Origin of the sequence: Variovorax sp. VNK109, from assembly GCF_049445855.1 — a bacterium.
Classification (GTDB): Bacteria; Pseudomonadota; Gammaproteobacteria; order Burkholderiales; family Burkholderiaceae_C; genus JAGOCV01.
In genome coordinates this window covers 282,649-299,790 of record NZ_JBMSDV010000001.1, presented here as the reverse complement: position 1 = coordinate 299,790, position 17,142 = coordinate 282,649, and the positions used below count along the sequence as shown (strand labels likewise).

At 63.5% G+C, this 17,142-nt stretch carries 18 protein-coding genes; 9 read left to right on the top strand and 9 right to left on the bottom strand.

Features of this window, described 5'->3' with window-relative positions:
* The first annotated feature begins 7 nt into the window (after nucleotides 1-7).
* Complete coding sequence (locus ACO2Q9_RS01380) at nucleotides 8-427, top strand: acyl-CoA thioesterase (protein ID WP_423307546.1); 420 nt, start codon at nucleotides 8-10, stop codon at nucleotides 425-427.
* On the opposite strand, the gene ACO2Q9_RS01375 is transcribed toward ACO2Q9_RS01380, so the two are convergent.
* Entirely contained in the window at nucleotides 366-1,781 is a 1,416-nt protein-coding gene (locus ACO2Q9_RS01375; protein ID WP_423307544.1) for an ATP-binding protein, read from the bottom strand. The genes ACO2Q9_RS01380 and ACO2Q9_RS01375 overlap by 62 nt on opposite strands.
* Complete coding sequence (locus tag ACO2Q9_RS01370) at nucleotides 1,781-2,455, bottom strand: response regulator (protein ID WP_423307542.1); 675 nt, start codon at nucleotides 2,453-2,455, stop codon at nucleotides 1,781-1,783. The genes ACO2Q9_RS01375 and ACO2Q9_RS01370 overlap by 1 nt, the downstream gene beginning before the upstream one ends.
* Before the next feature lie 73 nt (nucleotides 2,456-2,528).
* Here ACO2Q9_RS01370 and ACO2Q9_RS01365 point away from each other — a divergent pair, with 73 nt between their 5' ends.
* Nucleotides 2,529-3,257, top strand: a complete 729-nt coding sequence (locus ACO2Q9_RS01365; RefSeq protein WP_423307540.1) for a phosphatase PAP2 family protein — start codon at nucleotides 2,529-2,531, stop codon at nucleotides 3,255-3,257.
* A gap of 4 nt (nucleotides 3,258-3,261) precedes the next feature.
* The gene (locus ACO2Q9_RS01360; protein ID WP_423307538.1) at nucleotides 3,262-5,001 is read left to right on the top strand and encodes a phosphoethanolamine transferase; all 1,740 of its coding nucleotides are present in this window, start codon (nucleotides 3,262-3,264) and stop codon (nucleotides 4,999-5,001) included.
* A 3-nt stretch (nucleotides 5,002-5,004) separates the two neighbouring features.
* On the opposite strand, the gene ACO2Q9_RS01355 is transcribed toward ACO2Q9_RS01360, so the two are convergent.
* Entirely contained in the window at nucleotides 5,005-5,613 is a 609-nt protein-coding gene (locus ACO2Q9_RS01355) for a peroxidase-related enzyme (protein WP_423307536.1), read from the bottom strand.
* Nucleotides 5,614-5,734: 121 nt separating this feature from the next.
* Here ACO2Q9_RS01355 and katG point away from each other — a divergent pair, with 121 nt between their 5' ends.
* The 4 genes from katG (at nucleotide 5,735) to ACO2Q9_RS01335 (ending at nucleotide 9,619) form a co-directional block, all read left to right on the top strand.
* A complete protein-coding gene (gene katG / locus ACO2Q9_RS01350; RefSeq protein ID WP_423307534.1) occupies nucleotides 5,735-7,945 on the top strand; it encodes a catalase/peroxidase HPI in 2,211 nt (736 codons plus the stop codon).
* 183 nt (nucleotides 7,946-8,128) lie between these two features.
* Nucleotides 8,129-8,515, top strand: coding sequence for a carboxymuconolactone decarboxylase family protein (locus ACO2Q9_RS01345; protein WP_423307532.1), 387 nt, complete (start codon nucleotides 8,129-8,131; stop codon nucleotides 8,513-8,515).
* A 111-nt stretch (nucleotides 8,516-8,626) separates the two neighbouring features.
* On the top strand, nucleotides 8,627-9,097 hold the full coding sequence (locus tag ACO2Q9_RS01340) for a hypothetical protein (RefSeq protein WP_423307530.1): 471 nt from the start codon (nucleotides 8,627-8,629) through the stop codon (nucleotides 9,095-9,097).
* 78 nt (nucleotides 9,098-9,175) lie between these two features.
* Nucleotides 9,176-9,619 carry a hypothetical protein gene (locus tag ACO2Q9_RS01335; RefSeq protein ID WP_423307528.1) on the top strand — a complete coding sequence of 148 codons (444 nt, stop codon included), beginning with the start codon at nucleotides 9,176-9,178 and terminating at the stop codon, nucleotides 9,617-9,619.
* Nucleotides 9,620-9,696: 77 nt separating this feature from the next.
* Here the strand turns inward: ACO2Q9_RS01335 and ACO2Q9_RS01330 are convergent, their stop codons facing one another.
* The gene (locus tag ACO2Q9_RS01330) at nucleotides 9,697-10,251 is read right to left on the bottom strand and encodes a LuxR C-terminal-related transcriptional regulator (protein ID WP_423307526.1); all 555 of its coding nucleotides are present in this window, start codon (nucleotides 10,249-10,251) and stop codon (nucleotides 9,697-9,699) included.
* An 81-nt stretch (nucleotides 10,252-10,332) separates the two neighbouring features.
* Here ACO2Q9_RS01330 and ACO2Q9_RS01325 point away from each other — a divergent pair, with 81 nt between their 5' ends.
* Both ACO2Q9_RS01325 and ACO2Q9_RS01320 read left to right on the top strand, forming a co-directional pair.
* The gene (locus tag ACO2Q9_RS01325; protein ID WP_423307524.1) at nucleotides 10,333-11,061 is read left to right on the top strand and encodes a CoA transferase subunit A; all 729 of its coding nucleotides are present in this window, start codon (nucleotides 10,333-10,335) and stop codon (nucleotides 11,059-11,061) included.
* 1 nt (nucleotide 11,062) lies between these two features.
* Nucleotides 11,063-11,701, top strand: a complete 639-nt coding sequence (locus tag ACO2Q9_RS01320) for a 3-oxoacid CoA-transferase subunit B (RefSeq protein WP_423307522.1) — start codon at nucleotides 11,063-11,065, stop codon at nucleotides 11,699-11,701.
* A gap of 7 nt (nucleotides 11,702-11,708) precedes the next feature.
* Here ACO2Q9_RS01320 and ACO2Q9_RS01315 read toward each other — a convergent pair whose 3' ends face one another.
* The 5 genes from ACO2Q9_RS01315 to ACO2Q9_RS01295 all read right to left on the bottom strand — a co-directional run bounded on the left by ACO2Q9_RS01315 (nucleotide 11,709) and on the right by ACO2Q9_RS01295 (nucleotide 17,043).
* Complete coding sequence (locus ACO2Q9_RS01315; protein WP_423307520.1) at nucleotides 11,709-12,560, bottom strand: hypothetical protein; 852 nt, start codon at nucleotides 12,558-12,560, stop codon at nucleotides 11,709-11,711.
* Nucleotides 12,561-12,575: 15 nt separating this feature from the next.
* Entirely contained in the window at nucleotides 12,576-13,460 is an 885-nt protein-coding gene (locus tag ACO2Q9_RS01310; RefSeq protein ID WP_423307518.1) for a hypothetical protein, read from the bottom strand.
* A 15-nt stretch (nucleotides 13,461-13,475) separates the two neighbouring features.
* A complete protein-coding gene (locus ACO2Q9_RS01305) occupies nucleotides 13,476-14,360 on the bottom strand; it encodes a hypothetical protein (protein WP_423307516.1) in 885 nt (294 codons plus the stop codon).
* Between the two features lie 63 nt (nucleotides 14,361-14,423).
* Nucleotides 14,424-15,104 (bottom strand): CDP-alcohol phosphatidyltransferase family protein, encoded by a 681-nt coding sequence (locus ACO2Q9_RS01300; protein WP_423307514.1) that lies wholly within the window; start codon nucleotides 15,102-15,104, stop codon nucleotides 14,424-14,426.
* A gap of 73 nt (nucleotides 15,105-15,177) precedes the next feature.
* On the bottom strand, nucleotides 15,178-17,043 hold the full coding sequence (locus ACO2Q9_RS01295; protein WP_423307512.1) for an ABC transporter ATP-binding protein: 1,866 nt from the start codon (nucleotides 17,041-17,043) through the stop codon (nucleotides 15,178-15,180).
* Between the last annotated feature and the right edge of the window lie 99 nt (nucleotides 17,044-17,142).

The window sequence follows — 17,142 nt, the reverse complement described above, 5'->3', positions numbered from 1 at the left end:
TTCATCGATGAAGCTGGAACTGCCCGAGACAAAGAAGCTGGTCTACGACATGGTCATCCCCATCCGCTGGGGTGACATGGACGCAATGGGCCATGTCAACAACACGATCTATTTCCGTTACCTGGAAACCATCCGCATCGAATGGATGCGCTCTATCGGGTGCCAGCCCGACCCGCGCGGCGAAGGGCCGGTCATCGTCAATGCGTTCTGCAATTTCTACAGGCAGTTCGAGTTTCCCGGCGATGTGCTGATGAAGATGTACGTGAGCGACCCCGGCAAGAGTTCGTTCGAGAGCTGGGGCACGATGGAGCGGACCGACAAGCCCGGCGTCATCTACGCCGCCGGCGGTGCGACGACGGTGTGGGTCAACTTTCCGGCGCAGAAGTCCGCGCCGATGCCGGACTGGATGCGGGCGCATCTGGTCTGACGCTTTCTTCTTCGGCCGATGCGGGGGGCAACACGAGGCGTGCCTCCAGCCCATGCTCGCGTCCCGGTGGCGGCGATTCCAGTTCGAGCCGGCCGCCATGCTTTTCGACGATGGTGGTGACGATGGACAGGCCCAGGCCGTAGCCCGCGCGGTCGCTGCTCTTGCGCACGTGGCGCTTGACCAGCGAGGCAATCTGGCTGGCCGGAACGCCCGGACCGGCGTCACGCACGACCAGGGTCGCGGGTGCCCTCGCTTCCACCTCCACCAGGCTGCCCCGGCCGTGGCGCAATGCATTCTCGATCAGGTTGCGTAACGCGATGGCGAGTGCGTCCGCATCGCCGTGCACCGGCATGACGCCTTGCTCGTCCACTTCGAGCGCCAGCGGATGGCGGGCCGTGATGTCGCTCCAGAACTCGTCTACCACGGCGCCCGCGAGTGCCGGGAGGCTGACCGGCTCACGGCCCAGGGCGCCGCCCGATTCGGCGCGCGAGAGCTGCAGCAGCTTTTCGGCACGCTGGCTCAGTGTTTCCAGGGACTGCAGCGCGGCCTGCACATGGGTCTGGCGTTCCGGTCCGCCAGATTCTTCCAAGGCTGTGTGCAGCCGCAATCGCGCGGCCGCCAGCGGCGTGCGCAGTTCATGCGCCGCGTTGGCGGCCAGCGCACGCTCCACGTCGAGCGACTGCGACAGTCGTTCCAGCAGGCGATTGACGTGGTCGCTCACCAGTTGCAGTTCACGCGGCAGGCGCTCGAGCTGGATGGGCTCCAGCCGGTTGCCGCCGCGCCGCCCGATCTCGCCGGACAACTGCTGCAGGACACGGAGCTCGTCGCGCGCGATGCGGCGCAGCAGCAGTGCGAGCAGCGGCAGCACCGCGATGAGCGGAACCAGCAGGCCCACGAGCGTGCGGTTCACGGCCGAGCTGCGTTCCTCGAGCGGGTCGGCCACCTGGAGGTAGAGCGCGCGCTGCGGATGGTGCACGGTGTAGATGCGCCACTCCGCGGTGTCAGCGAAGCCGGAGGAAACGGGGACGCTGAAGATGTCGGCAGGTGTTTCCGCCGAGCGCATCAGAACGCGTCCATTGGCATCGACGATGCGGAACAGCACGGCGGCATCCGCGAAAGCCCGGGGAGCCGGCTCGATCACCGGACGTTGCGCGTCGGAAGGGGCGCGATCCAGCCGGTCCAGCGCGATCTCGAACATGCGGTGGGAGACTTCCACGAGTTCGCTGTCGAAGTTGAAGTTGATCTCGCGGTCGGCGTACCAGACCACGCCGGCCACGCACGCCAGCCAGACGCCGCCTACCCACAGCACCAGCGTCCGTGTGAGCTGGCCGGCCAGGGTGTCGGGACGCAGCATCAGGAGGCGTCCTTCGATTCGAGCACCAGCCGGTAGCCGAGGCCGCGCAGCGTCTGGATGCAGTCACGCCCGAGCTTGCGCCGCAGACGGCTCACGAAAACTTCGAGCGTGTTGCTGTCCGCCTCGTCGTCGAAACCGTACAGCGCGTCCTGCAGGTTGTCGCGCGTGTGGATGCGGCCCGGCCTCGCTGCCATCACGCGCAGCAGCGCCCATTCCTTCTGCGTGAGTTCGACCGCGCGCCCGTCCTTGCGCACCTCGTCGTGCGCCAGGTCGATGAGCACATCGCCCAGTTGCAGCGTGGTGCCGGCCGACGCGCTGCGGCGCCGCTCGACCGCGCGCAGCCGTGCGAGCAGCTCTTCCGGGTCGTACGGCTTGGTGAGGTAATCGTCGGCCCCGGCGTCGAGGCCGCGGATGCGGTCGCTGACCTGGTCGCGCGCGGTGAGCACGATGACGATGGGCCTGTCGTCCTTGCCCCGCAGGCTGCCGAACAGCGAAAGACCATCCCCGTCCGGCAGGTGCAGGTCCAGCAGCACGGCTTCGTGGCGTGCCGCGACCAGAAGGGTGCGCGCGGATGCGAGGTCGCCGGCCACGTCGACAGTGAATGCCTTGGCGCGCAGGTAGCCGCACACCGCTTCGGCAAGCGGGGTATCGTCTTCGACCAGCAGGATGCGCATGGCCGCCAGTGTAGGGGCGCCGCGGTTCAGGTTCCGTTCAGTTGGGGTTTCTACGCTCCCGGGCATGCAGGAAATGTCCCGGACTCCACCGTTGTTGCGAGCGGATCGCGCCGCTGCGTTCGCGCGCGTGCGGGGCGAGTTCGCCGTCCTCGCGCTGTCGCTGGCGCTGCTCCTGGCATGGGACGCGTCGGGGCTGGACCTCGCCCTGGCCGGCTGGTTCGGCACCGCGAAGGGTTTCGCGCTGAGAGACGTGCCCTGGCTCTTCTACGGATTCCACGAGGTGCCCCGCCTTGCGGCCTGGGGCTGCGTGCTGCTGTTGCTCGTCTCGATCTGGCGGCCGGTCGGCCCGATCGCCAAACTCGACCGCGCGGGCCGGGCCTGGCTGGTGGGCACGATCCTGCTCTCGCTGGTGGCGGTGTCGCTCGTCAAGTCGTCGAGCGCCACGAGCTGCCCCTGGGATCTGCAGCAGTTCGGCGGTTCCGCGTCTTATGTATCGCACTGGGTGCCGGGCATTCGCGATGGTGGCGGCGGGCGCTGCTTCCCGGCGGGCCACGCATCTGCCGCATTCGCATGGGTGGCGGGCTGGTTCGCCTTCCGCCCGCACGATCGGCGCGTGGCACGCGCATGGCTTGCCGCTGCGCTGGTCATCGGCACCGTTCTCGGCCTCGCGCAGCAGGCGCGCGGGGCGCACTACATGAGCCACACGATGTGGACGGCGTGGATCTGCTGGGCCGTGGCCTGCACCGCCGACTTCGTGCGCTCGTCCATGACGCTCAGGGAGAAAAAAATTGGTACCGTCTGAACACGTGTCGCTCGAACACGGTGTCGCCGTCCGGATCGCCAGGCGCACGCAGCGGAGGGAAACCTTCTGGCAGGAGGTGCTGGGAAGCCCGTTCTGGACCCAGCCTCGCACGCCGCAAGCCGTCGCAATCGGCATGGCCCTCTGGCTCGCCATCGTGGGCAACTGGGCGCTGTGGCGTGAACTCGCCCGCCTGGGTGGAGCGCCCAGCCTCTACGTGCCTTCCATGATCACCATGGTCGCACTGATCTTCCCGGCGACGGCTGCGCTGCTGGCCGCGGTGGCATGGGGGCGCGCCGTCAAACCCGTCGCACTGCTGGTGCTGCTGGTGGCCGGGTTCGCGCAACACTACATGTTGCAGTTCCACATCGTCATCGACCCGGGCATGGTCGCCAATGTCGTGCAGACGGACGTCGGCGAGGCACGCGACCTGCTGAGCGCCCGCATGCTGGCCGATGTGCTGCTGGTCGTCCTGCTGCCTGCACTGTGGTTGTGGCGCGTGCCGGTCATCGCGCAACGCTGGCCGACCCTGCTGTGGCGCAATGCGCTGCTGCTGGTGCTGGCGGCAGCGGTAGCCGTCGCCGCGGGCGTGACCATGAACCGCCAGCTGGCGCCCCTGATGCGCAACAACCCGCAGTTGCGCTACATGGTCAACCCGCTGTCGACCTTCTATTCGCTCGGTCGTCACGTGTTCAAGTCGGGGCGGACCCAGGGTCAGGCATTGGTCGCCATCACCGCCGGCGCAGCGCTGGGGGCCAGCTATGCCGCCGCACCCGCCAGGCCGCCGCTGTTACTGCTGGTCGTCGGGGAAACGGCGCGGGCCGATCACTTCGGCATCAACGGCTATGTGCGCGACACCACGCCCAGGCTCGCCGCGCAGGACGTGCTGAGCTGGCGCAATGCGCATTCGTGCGGCACCAGCACTGCGGCGTCGGTGCCCTGCATGTTCTCGCATCTGGGCAAGACGGGCTTCGAGGCCCGCAAGAACGAGTACGAGAACCTGCTCGACGTGCTGCAGGCTGCCGGGCTCGCGGTGCTGTGGGTGGACAACCAGGCCGGTTGCAAGGGCGTGTGCGACCGGGTTGCCAGCGCGTCCACGCGCGACGCGGCCGGCGCTGCAGCCGCACGTGAATTCTGCGACGGTGACGAGTGCCTGGACGATGCGCTGCTCGCCAACCTCGACCAACGCATCGCTGCCTTGCCCGCCGAGCGCACGGCGCGCGGCGTGGTCGTCGTGCTGCACCAGATGGGCAGCCATGGCCCGGCGTACTACAAGCGATCGGCGCAGAAGCTCAAGCATTTCAGCCCGGAGTGCAGGACCATCGAACTGTCGCAGTGCCCGCACGAAGCGCTCATCAACGCTTTCGACAACTCCATCGTGCAGACCGACCACCTGCTCGGCTCGGCCATCGACTGGCTCAAGGCGCGCGAGCGGCAACAGCAGAACCAGACGGCCTTGCTCTACATGAGCGACCACGGCGAATCGCTGGGGGAATACGGCATCTACCTGCACGGCATGCCCTACGCGTTTGCGCCCGAATCGCAGAAGCACGTGCCGATGGTGTTCTGGCCCGGCGCGCTGGCGCAGCGCACGCAAGTGTCAGTCGGTTGCCTGCGCGGCAAGCTCGACGACGCGGTGACGCACGACAACCTCTACCCCACCGTGCTGGGCCTGATGGATGTGAAGACGCCGACGTACCGGGCGGCGCTCGACGCGCTCAACCCGTGCCGCAACAAGGCGGGCTGAACCCTAGGCTTTCGCTTCGGTCTTCTTCTCGCGCGGCACGCGCCCGAGCAGGTAGAACTCGGGGTTGGGCATCATGCTCGTCACATTGGCCACGCGGTTCGAGAGGCCGAAGAACGCGGTGATGGCGGTGATGTCCCAGATGTCTTCGTCGTCGAAGCCATGTGCATGCAGCGCGGTGAAGTCGTCTTCATCGACTTCGTGCGAGTTCAGGCACACCTTCATCGCGAAGTCGAGCATGGCGCGCTGGCGCGGGCTGATGTCGGCCTTGCGGTGGTTCACCGCCACCTGGTCGGCCACCAGCGGCTTCTTCTCGTAGATGCGCAGGATGGCGCCATGCGCCACCACGCAATACAGGCAATGGTTCGCGGCACTCGTCGTGGTGACGATCATCTCGCGGTCACCCTTGGTGAGGCTGCCGCTCTCCTTGAGCATCAGCGCGTCGTGGTAGGCGAAGAAAGCGCGCCACTCGGCCGGACGACGCGCCAGTGCGAGGAAGACGTTGGGGATGAAGCCTGATTTCTCCTGCACTTCGAGGATGCGCTCGCGGATATCGTCCGGCACGTCCTTGAGTTCCGGAGCGGGGTACCGTGGCTTCGGCGTCTTTGGGGTCATTGCAACTTCCTGTTGAAAAAATCTATCGAATGAATAAAGTCAATTGACTTTGAGAATTCATGCTCCTTGGCGATCATCGAGCCTGCTTTCGCACCTGCAACTCACCAACAGGAGAAACCCCATGACGACTGAAGCCCCATCGACCGAAGCGAAGTGCCCGTTCTCCGGCGGCGCCGACAAACCCCAGCCCAAGGGAAGAAGCAATGCCGACTGGTGGCCCGACCAGCTCAACCTCCGCCTCTTGAACCAGCACTCGCCGAAGAACGACCCCATGGGCGGTGACTTCGACTACGCGAAGGAGTTCGAAAGCCTCGACTACGCCGCGCTCAAGAAAGACCTGCGCGCGCTCATGACCGATTCGCAGGACTGGTGGCCCGCCGACTTCGGCCACTATGGCCCGCTCTTCATCCGCATGGCCTGGCACAGCGCCGGCACCTATCGCCTGGCCGATGGCCGTGGCGGCGCGGGGGCGGGGCAGCAGCGCTTCGCGCCGCTCAACAGCTGGCCCGACAACGGCAACCTCGACAAGGCGCGCCGCCTGCTCTGGCCGATCAAGCAGAAGTACGGCCGCAAGATCTCGTGGGCCGACCTGATGATCCTCACCGGCAACGTCGCGCTCGAATCCATGGGCTTCAAGACCTTCGGCTTCGCCGGCGGCCGCCCCGACGTGTGGGAACCGGACGAAAGCGTCTACTGGGGTGCCGAGAAGGAATGGCTGGCCACCAGTGACAAGCCCGACAGCCGCTACAGCGGTGACCGCAATCTGGCCAACCCGCTGGCCGCCGTGCAGATGGGCCTGATCTACGTGAACCCCGAAGGCCCGGACGGCAAGCCCGACCCGCTCGCCGCCGCACGCGACATCCGCGACACTTTCGCCCGCATGGCGATGGACGACGAAGAAACCGTGGCGCTCATCGCAGGCGGCCACAGCTTCGGCAAGACGCACGGCGCGGGCGATGCGAAGCACGTCGGCCGCGAGCCCGAAGCTGCTGGCATCGAGAACCAGGGCTTCGGCTGGATCAGCACGCACGGCAGCGGCAAGGGCGCCGACGCGATCACCAGCGGCCTCGAAGTCACCTGGACCACGACGCCCACCCAATGGAGCAACAACTTCTTCGAGAACCTGTTCGGCTTCGAATGGGAACTGACGAAGAGCCCCGCCGGCGCGCACCAATGGGTGGCGAAGAACGCGAGCCCGACCATTCCGCATGCGTTCGATGCGTCGAAGAAGATCCTGCCGACCATGCTCACCACCGACTTGTCGCTGCGCTTCGACCCGGCCTACGAGAAGATTTCGCGCCGTTTCCTCGCCAACCCGGACGAGTTTGCCGACGCATTCGCACGCGCCTGGTTCAAGCTCACCCACCGCGACATGGGCCCGCGTGAACGCTACCTCGGGCCCGAAGTGCCCGCCGAAGTGCTCATCTGGCAAGACCCGGTGCCCGCCATCGACCACGAACTCGTGAACGAGCAGGACGTGGCGGGCCTCAAGGCCAGGGTGCTCGCGTCCGGTCTGTCCACCGGTGAACTCGTCGCCACAGCCTGGGCTTCTGCTTCCACCTTCCGTGGCGGCGACAAGCGCGGCGGTGCCAACGGTGCCCGCGTGCGCCTTGCGCCGCAGAAAGACTGGGAAGTGAACCAGCCCGCACAACTCGCCAAGGTGATCGGTGTGCTCGAAGGCATCCAGAAGGAATTCAATGCCGCGGGCGGCAAGAAGAAGGTGTCCATCGCCGACCTGATCGTGATTGCCGGCAACGCCGCCGTCGAAGCCGCTGCCAAGAAGGGTGGCCACGATGTGAAGGTGCCCTTCACCGCAGGCCGCACCGACGCGACCCAGGAACAGACCGACGTGCCGTCGTTCGAAGTCATGGAACCGCGCGCCGATGGCTTCCGCAACTACCTGAGGAAGGGCGAAGGCTCGGCCGCCGAGCATTTGGTGGACCAGGCCAACCAGCTCACGCTGACCGCGCCCGAGATGACCGTGCTTGTCGGTGGCCTGCGCGTGCTCGGCGCGAACGTCGGCTCCTCGAAGAACGGCGTGTTCACGCAACGCCCCGGCACGCTGTCCAACGACTTCTTCGTCAACCTGCTCGACATGGGCACGAAGTGGGCGAAGTCGGAGAAGGACGCCGGCGTGCTCGAAGGCACCGACCGCAAGAGCGGGGCGCCGAAGTGGAATGCGACCGTGGTGGACCTCGTCTTCGGCTCCAACTCGCAACTGCGCGCACTGTCCGAGGTGTACGCCAGCAGCGACGCGCAGAAGACCTTCGTCGATGACTTCGTGGCCGCGTGGGCCAAGGTCATGAACCTCGGGCGCTACGACATCGCCTGATTGCCTGAAAGGACAAGGCCATGAAGAACATCAGGAAAGCAGTGGGTTTCGCCATCTCGGGTTCCGGCCTCATGGTGACGCTGGCCCACATGGCGCGCGGCTGGGCGGGCTGACCTGACGCCCGTCATCCCAGGAGCGTCATGCACGGCTACCATCGAATCATCAACTTCGATGGAGCCCAGCATGACGCAACCCCAATCTTCCAAAGACTACGAACTCGGCCTCGCCACCCGCAAGAAAGTGATGGGCGAGAACTACGTTGCCAACGCCCTCGGCAACGCCACCGAGTTCACCCAGCCCATCCAGGAATTCATCACGCGCAACGCATGGGGCGACGTCTGGCAACGCCCGGGCCTGGACCTCAAGACACGCAGCCTTATCACTGTGGCCATGCTCACGGCCATGGGCAAACAGCATGAACTGAAAGCGCACGTGCGCGGCGCGATCAACAACGGTGCGACACCGGTGGAGATTCAGGAGGTGCTGATGCACGCGAGCATCTACGCGGGGTTGCCAGCGGCGGTGGATGGGTTCAGGTTGGCGGCTGAGGTGATTGATGGGACGAAGTGAGTGCATGGCGGGCAATCTGACTGGCTAAGGGGTAGTGCTCTTGCTGAATCCACTTGATTGTGGATATTCTGCATTTTGTCGTTACATCAAAGTTATGCGGCAAAGAAAATCATGACTATCCCAAGCTCAGAAAAGCAGAAGCAACTAGCTGTTCGTATCGCATCAACTGCGGATGCCACTGAGAAGGAAGCGCTTCGTCTCTGGATCGAGCGACTTCTAGAAATCAAAGCCTCTGACCTACCTTCACGGCAGAAAGCAAGGCAGGCCATAGCCGTCACCGGTCGTAGCAACGTGATTCTTCCGACAGTCAAGATGATCGCTCGCGAAACGAAGCGACTTGCATGGGACGATCGTGGGCTTAAAGGACGACTGGGACTTAGCGGTGCCGCAGTGGGGGTGGCATTTTTTGGGGGGCAAGGGGCGGGCGTCGCTGCACTTGGTACAGCAATCGGTGTTCCGCTTTGGGTTGTCTTTGGTGCGGGCGCCGCTTTTCTTGGGGTTCTCTACGAGGAGATCACTGGTAAGAAGCCAAATCCAAAAACAACGTACCGAGTGATCGATGCGGAGCCGGAGGAAAAGTAGTAATTTCACATAGAAATTTGCTTAAGCCAGTGGCTATGCAGCACGGCTTAATTTGGGCGATTGTCCCGAAAGTCAAACATGAATGCATTCGTGATTTTGGGTGATGCGAATACACGGAAGTCTTCGGTTCTTCGGAGCCTTACGGGGTGCTTCAATCGCAGCGTCCGTCAAGTTCAACTTTCCAGCGGCAGCGTGCTCGACATCTACGCCCGTGTGTCTTCGTTACAGGAGTCGGAAACTGAGCCACAGAAGTTCATCAATGAAGTGGCAGGGACAGGCCAATCGAGTGTGATCTTTTGCCTCTGGCCCCATGCCAATTCAAAGAATCCTTTGAAATATCCGGACGCACATGCGTACATATCTGCGTTTACTAAAGCAGGGTGGCAGTTTCGAGCGAGCGCGGTGCTTGGCGCCTCGCCAATTCGACCCGCTACGCCTCGCGTGGCGTATTTTCCAACCATCGTCGACCAACCGATCAACATTGGTGCACAGTCGGTCCGTCAGCACTTTCAGTGGCTGTAATTGGCAACATGACTGCCTGCTAGAGCACAGCAGTCATGTGCGACGAGTTGCACTCAATGGCGCGGCCTGCAGTTCATTCAAGCCACCAACAACTTCTGCACCAAATCCGCAGTCGTCCCCGCCTGATACTTCCTCATCAACCTCGCCCGGTAAATCTCCACCGTGCGATGGCTGATCTCCAGCGCCTTGCCAATCTCCTTGGACGTCAGGCCTTCCATCAGATACGCCGCCACCTCGCGCTCCCTCGCCGTGAGTTCCGACTTCACCGGCCTTCTTGAACTCAGATCCTCGAACGTCCAGATGCCGGCCTCATGCGGCGCCGCGCGATTCAGCGCCCGCCCTGTCACGTGGCACCAGAATGTCTCGCCTTTGAACCGGCCGTCCACGCGCTTCATGATGCGGTTGTCGGCATAGGTGCCTTGCGCATTGAGGATGGGGGCGATGCGCTGGCCGGTGCGTTCGTATTCGTCGGCGCTGGGGTAGAGCACGAGGAACAATTGCCCCACGAGTTGCTCGCGTGATGCGCCGAACATTTCGCACAAACGCTGGTTGCAGTCCACAATGACGCGGTTGCGCGAGAGCACCATGCCCACGGGGGCAAGGTCGAACGCGAGCCTGTAATCAACCTCCATCGGGCCTAACCTTTACGGAAAACTACGTATGCGGGTAAGTAGTATCGTATCGCGGTCTGAAATCCTTCAGAGGAGACCCTTGTGAAAAAACTCTATCCCTCGGCGGCTGCGGCGCTGGAAGGTGTCGTCGCGGACGGCCAGCTTCTGGCCGTGGGCGGCTTCGGCCTGTGCGGCATTCCCGAAGCGCTGATCGACGCGCTGCGTGACAGCGCCGTGAAGAACCTCACCGTCATTTCCAACAACGCAGGCGTTGATGGCTTCGGCCTCGGCAAGCTGCTGGACACGCGGCAGATCAAGAAGATGATCTCCAGCTACGTGGGCGAGAACAAGGAGTTCGAGCGTCAGTACCTGGCCGGTGAACTCGAGCTCGAATTCACGCCGCAGGGCACGCTGGCCGAGAAGCTGCGCGCGGGCGGCGCGGGCATTCCGGCGTTCTTCACCAAGACGGGCGTGGGCACGATCATTTCCGAAGGCAAGGAACTGCGCGAGTTCGACGGCGAGACCTACGTCATGGAGCATTCGCTGGTGCCCGACGTGGCGCTGGTGAAGGCCGACGTGGCCGACACCTCCGGCAACCTGCGCTTCCGCCTGACGGCGCGCAACTTCAACCCGGCTGCTGCGATGGCCGGCAAGATCTGCATCGTCGAAGTGGAGAAGGTCGTGGAAGTGGGCGAGCTCGCGCCGGACGACATCCACCTGCCGGGCATTTACGTGCACCGCATCGTGCACAACCCGACCCCCGAAAAGCGCATCGAGAAGCGCACGATCACCGAAGCGCCTGCGGCGCTGACAGAAAAGCAAGGAGCCTGACATGCCCTGGACGCAAGACCAAATGGCCGCACGCGCGGCGCAGGAGCTGGAAGACGGCTTCTACGTGAACCTCGGCATCGGCATTCCGACGCTGGTGGCCAACCACACGGGCGACAAGGAAGTCTGGCTGCAAAGCGAGAACGGCATGCTGGGCATCGGCCCGTTCCCCACCGAAGACAAGGTGGACGCGGACCTGATCAATGCCGGCAAGCAGACCGTGACCACGCTGCCCGGCTCGGCCATCTTCGGCAGCCACGACAGCTTCGCCATGATCCGCGGCGGCAAGATCAACCTGTCCATCCTCGGCGCCATGCAGGTGAGCGAGAAGGGCGACCTTGCCAACTGGATGATCCCCGGCAAGATGGTCAAGGGCATGGGCGGCGCGATGGACCTGGTGGCGGGCGTGAAGCGCGTCATCGTGCTCATGGAACACGTCGCGAAGAAAAAGGACGGCACCGAGGACATGAAGATCCTCGCCAAGTGCACGCTGCCGCTGACCGGCGTGGGAGTGGTGGACCGCGTGATCACCGACCTCGCGGTGATGGACGTGGTGCCCGAAGGCCTGAAGGTCGTCGAACTCGCGCCGGGCGTGACGAAGGAAGAGCTTCAGGCCAAGACGGGTGTGAAGCTGGTGTTCTGAAGCTGACTTAGAACGGCAGCGTGTAGTAGTACGGCTGCCGTTCTTTGTTCATGGCGAGCTGGTCACGTATTTGCCGAAGGCCGAATTGACCGGCCCACATCTCGGGCATGGAGTTGCTGATCAGCTCGAGCAACTCGGATGAGCGGCGTGTGAATGCCTCGAGCAGATGCGCGCGCGTACCTTCTCCATCAGGGATCCTCGCTGAATAGCCCACGTCCCCCACAGATGTGGACTTGACTCCGCCCCGTCCCCAGAGGCCGCCTCGGGCACGCTCACGGATATGAGCCGAAAACACCCAGGAGATGGACGCGCGATAGCGAAGTTCGTCGACGTTCTTGGTCAAAGAGCCTTCAATGCCTAGCATCCACAGCTTGACCCCGCCGTAGGGGCGCGACTGATTGCCAGCTCCAGGTGACGCAAGATTGATGACAGCTGTCACTTCACTCTGGTTCAGCAATTCCTGAATGTTCGGTATATGGCTGGGGAGGACAGGGAAAGTCGCTTCATGAAACAAAGGGCCCGCCTGATTGGAAACGGCGATTGCAAACTCTGGAACAGGTACGAAGTCAACGTGCGGCCACTCCTGCGAGGCCGCTTTGCAGAAGCTGGGTAGCAGCAGGCTCTGGAAGTCGATACCAAGGAGCGGAAAGCGTTCAGACTTCTCTTGCCAAGGTAAGCCGACAAACCGCATCGGCAACGCATCCTGGAACCAGTTGATTGGCCGGTCCGGCGTAAACACCACCAGCACCTTGGGGCGTGGACCGCCTGCGACCTGCTGTGCCCATGACGGCATGCCTGCAGCAGCTAGCAAGCTGCCAGTCATGGCGCGCCGCAAAAACGTCTTGCGTGTAATTGTCATGATCTTCCTGCGCTTTCAGAATGGCAGCGTGTAGTAGTACGGTTGCCGTTCCTTATTCATGGCGAGTTGGTCACGCATGGCCTGGATGCCAAACCTGCCAGACCAGTGTTCGTCAGCGGAGCGGCGTATGAGCGCAACCAGTTCGGGGGCTCGCGAGGTCAATATCTGGATGATTTCTGCGCGCGTGCCTGAAATGCCCGGAAGGTCATCAACCCAGGTTTTGGAGTCTGTCATCCGGCGACTCGAGTAAGCCCTTCCCTCGAGCCTCGTCGTTTTGATGTTGCCGTCACCCCATGTCCCCTTGCGGGCAATTTCGGCGATGTGGATGCCTGCTCCCCATGAAAGCTCGACGCGGTAATTCGCCTCTTCATGACCCTTGGTCAGTGCTCCCCCGGAAGCAAAGAGCCAGAATTTGGCTCCACCATATGGACGGGGGCGATCTCCGCCTCCGCCTGATACCAGATTGATGACGGCTGTCACGTCGGGACGCTTGACCAATTCCTCCATCCTCGCGTGAAACGGAAGTAGCTGAGGAAACGGCGCGTCACGGATTTCCGTAGGAGTTTCATTTGAGAGCGCCACAGCGAACTCGGGGACTGCTACGAAATCAATTTGCGGCCACTCCTTCGATGCGGCGGCGCAGAAGCTGGTCAGCAAGAAGTCCTGGAAATCCATGCCCGGGAGCGAGACGCGCTCAGACTTCTCTTGCCATGGCAATCCGACAAGTCGCATCGGAAACCCGTCTTTGAACCATTCGATTGGCCGGTCGGGCGAGAACACCACAAGCACTTTTTTGCGCTCGGCGGTGGCCGTCTGCTGTGCCCATGACGGCAGGCCTGCAGCAGCCAGGAGGCTGCCAGTCATGGCATGCCGAAGAAACGTCTTGCGTGAAATTTTCATGTTCATTCCGCGCTTTCAGAATGGCAGCGTGTAGTAGTACGGTTGCCGCTCCTTGCTGATCGCCAGATGGGCTTCCATGGCCTTTGTCATTTTTTCGGGCATTTCGGTTTCCATGACGCCGCGCAAGAACGTGACCAACTCGGGTGCCCGATGTGTTAGTTCTTCCGTGATTTGCGTGCGCGTACCGTTGATGTTGGGAAACGTGCCTTCTTCTTTGCTCGCCTTGAACAAGTCCCGACTCTGATACATGGGGTAGCCCAGATGCGTGGGCTTGGTCCCACCGCCGCCCCAGAAGCCACTTCTGGCAATCTCGTAGATGCTCATGCGCAGGCAGATGGAAAGAATGGCGCGGTACTGCAATTCTTCATGGTTCTTGATGACGGAACCCTCTGCTGCATCCAGTTGAATCTTGACCCCTCCGTAGCGGGCCGGTCGGTCCATATCTCCAATGAAGAAGGACTCAAGTCCCACGACGGCAGTGATGCCATCTCTCTTGAGAAGCTTGAATATGTTCTTGTCGTCGAGCAGTCGTTCCGGAAATGCTGCTGTATGAAATGACGGGGGAGCTGCTTGCGAGATTTCTAAGGCGTAGCCTGGCTCGGGAATGAAATCGGCGGGCCACTTCCTCGCTGCAGCGGCGCAGAAGGCTGGAAGCAGAATACCCTGAAAATCAAGGCCGGGAACAGGCAGTCTTTCGGACCGGGACTGCCACGGCAATCCGGTCAAGCGCATCGGAAACGCGTCCTGAAACCATTCGATCGGCCGGTCGGGCGTAAATACCACCAGGACCTTGGGGCGCGGGCCTCCCGGGATCTGCTGCGCCCAGCTCGGCATTCCTGCCGTAGCAACAAGACTGCCCGCTGCGGCGCGCCGAAGAAATTCCTTCCGCGTGATGCGCATCGTTCCCTCTCCATGTGTTTCTCGAGGGATGATGCCACAGCGATGTGGCTATCGGCGCAATGCTCAGAGTTTCGGGATCCGCAGCGTCTTGCTGATCATCAGCGAGCCCGACAGCGCGAACAGCAGCGCCATGGGATGCAGCTCCCAGCCGGCGATGTTCCAGACGCCACCCCACAGTTCATTGCCCACACGGCCTTGCCACGCGGCGACGGCCAGCATGGCGGTGAGGATGACGCTGGTGGGGATGGGCGTGCCTTCGAAGTACTTCACCTTGCCGCTGTCTTCATCGGCCATGGATTCGGCCGTGACGTTGTAGCGCGCGAGGCGGCTCACGCCGCAGCAGACGAAGTAGGCGAGGATGACCGCGTCCCATCCGCCCTGCATGCCGGCTGCGAAGGCGAGTGCGGCAGGCGCGACGCCGAAGCTGATCACGTCGGCCAGCGAATCGAGCTCGCGGCCGAGCGCCGAATGTTGCTGCCGCCAGCGTGCGATGCGGCCGTCGAAGATGTCCAGGATGAATGCGGCAGGCGCGAAGGCGGCGGCGATCAGCAGGTAGGTGGGGTCGGGTGCGTCGCTGCCCGCCATGGCCAGCATCGCGAGGAAAACCCCGGCCACACCGCAGGCCGCGTTGCCCAGTGTGAAGAAATCGGCGAGATGGAAATCGCGCACCATCGAGAAGTGGCGCGACCGTGATTTGACTTCGGGCTGGCCGGAAGGCGGGATGCGATGGGTCGACAGGGCCATGACGGTGTCTCCTTCATACCCACTGTAGGGATCGCGCTTCACGATCTCCGACAGTGCAGGGCGCGTCCGTGTGTCAGCCGATGACTGACATGTCTTCTTCTTCCACGTTGTCCCCGCCCAGGAAACCACCGCTCTGGTGTGCCCACAGGCGCGCGTAGATGCCGCCCTGCGCTAGCAGGCTGCGGTGGTCGCCTTCCTCCACGATGCGGCCGGCGTCGAGCACGATGAGCCGGTCCATCGCAGCGATGGTGGAGAGGCGGTGTGCGATGGCGATCACCGTCTTGCCTTCCATCAGCGTGTCCAGGCTCTGCTGGATGGCGGCTTCGACTTCGGAGTCGAGAGCGCTCGTGGCTTCGTCCAGCAGCAGGAGGGGCGCGTCCTTGAGCATCACGCGCGCGATGGCCACGCGCTGGCGCTGGCCGCCAGAGAGCTTCACGCCGCGTTCGCCCACATGCGCGTCGTAGCCGGTGCGACCTTGCAGGTCGGACAGGCCCTGGATGAATTCATGCGCCTCGGCGCGGCGCGCGGCGGTGACCATCTGCTCTTCCGTGGCGTCGGGGCGGCCGTAGAGGATGTTGTCGCGCATCGAGCGATGCAGCAGCGATGTGTCCTGCGTGACCATGCCGATGTGGCTGCGCAGGCTGTCCTGCGTGACGTGTGCGATGTCCTGCCCGTCGATGGTGATCTTTCCTCCGCTCACGTCGTGGAAGCGCAGCAGCAGGTTCACCAGCGTCGATTTGCCTGCGCCCGAGCGGCCGATGAGGCCGATGCGCTCGCCCGGCTTCACGGTGAGCGACAGCCGGTCGACGACGCGCGGGCCCTGGCCGTACGAGAAGCTCACGTTGTCGAAGCGCACTTCGCCGCGCGCGATGGCCAGCGGCTTCGCATCGGGTGCGTCCACCACGGCGCGGGCGCGTGTGAGCATGTTGATGCCGTCCTGCACCGTGCCGATGTTCTCGAACAGCGAACTCATCTCCCACATGATCCAGTGCGACATGCCGGTGACGCGCAGCGCCATGGCGGTGACGGCAGCCACAGCACCCACACCTACCTGACCCAGCGACCACAGCCACAGCGCCGTGCCGCTGGCCCCTGCGATGAGCAGCACCACCAGCGTGTGGTTGACGATCTCGAACGCGCTCACGAGCCGCATCTGCGCATAGCCGGTCCGCTTGAAGTCTTCCATGGCCGCGCGCACGAACGACGCTTCGCGGTGCGTGTGCGAGAACAGCTTGACGGTGGAGATGTTGGTGTACGCGTCGGTGATGCGGCCGGTCATCATCGAGCGCGCATCGGCCTGCGCCTTGCCGATCTTTCCCAGCTTGGGCACGAACCAGAACACCGACGCGGCGTAGAAGGCGGCCCAGACGGCAAACGGCACCAGCAGCCGGATGTCGAAGCCCGAGGCCAGCAGCATGATGGAGATGAAATACACGCCGATGCCCACCAGCACGTCGCTGGTGGTGAACAGCATGTCGCGCACGCCCAGCGCGGTCTGCATCACCTTGGTGGTGATGCGGCCGGCGAATTCATCCGCATAGAACGCCATGCTCTGCCCGAGCATCAGGCGGTGGAAGTTCCAGCGCAGGCGCAGCGGGAAGTTGATGGCCAGCGCCTGGTGCTTCACGATGGTCTGCAGCGCCACCAGCACGACACTGGCCGCAAGCACGCCGCCCAGCAGCCAGAGCATGCCGCCGTGGCGCGACCAGAGTTCGCCCTGCGGCACGCTCACCAGCCAGTCGACCACATGGCCGAGCGCGGCGAACAGGAAGGCTTCGTATGCGGCAATGCCGGCCGACAGCAGCGCCATCCAGCCGACGTAGCCGCGCACCCCTGCGGCGCAGGCCCAGACGAAGGAAACGAATTTTTTCGGGGGCAGGGCGGGTTCGGCCGGCGGATAGGGCGTGACCCGCTTCTCGAAGAAACGGAAGAGAGGCAAGAGGAAACTCCTTGGGCCGGCGATGTTAGTCCGATTGCGCCCGGTCCGTCTGCCGGCACGGGAAGCCCACGATGCAGGGGGGCTGTTACAGGTCGGCTT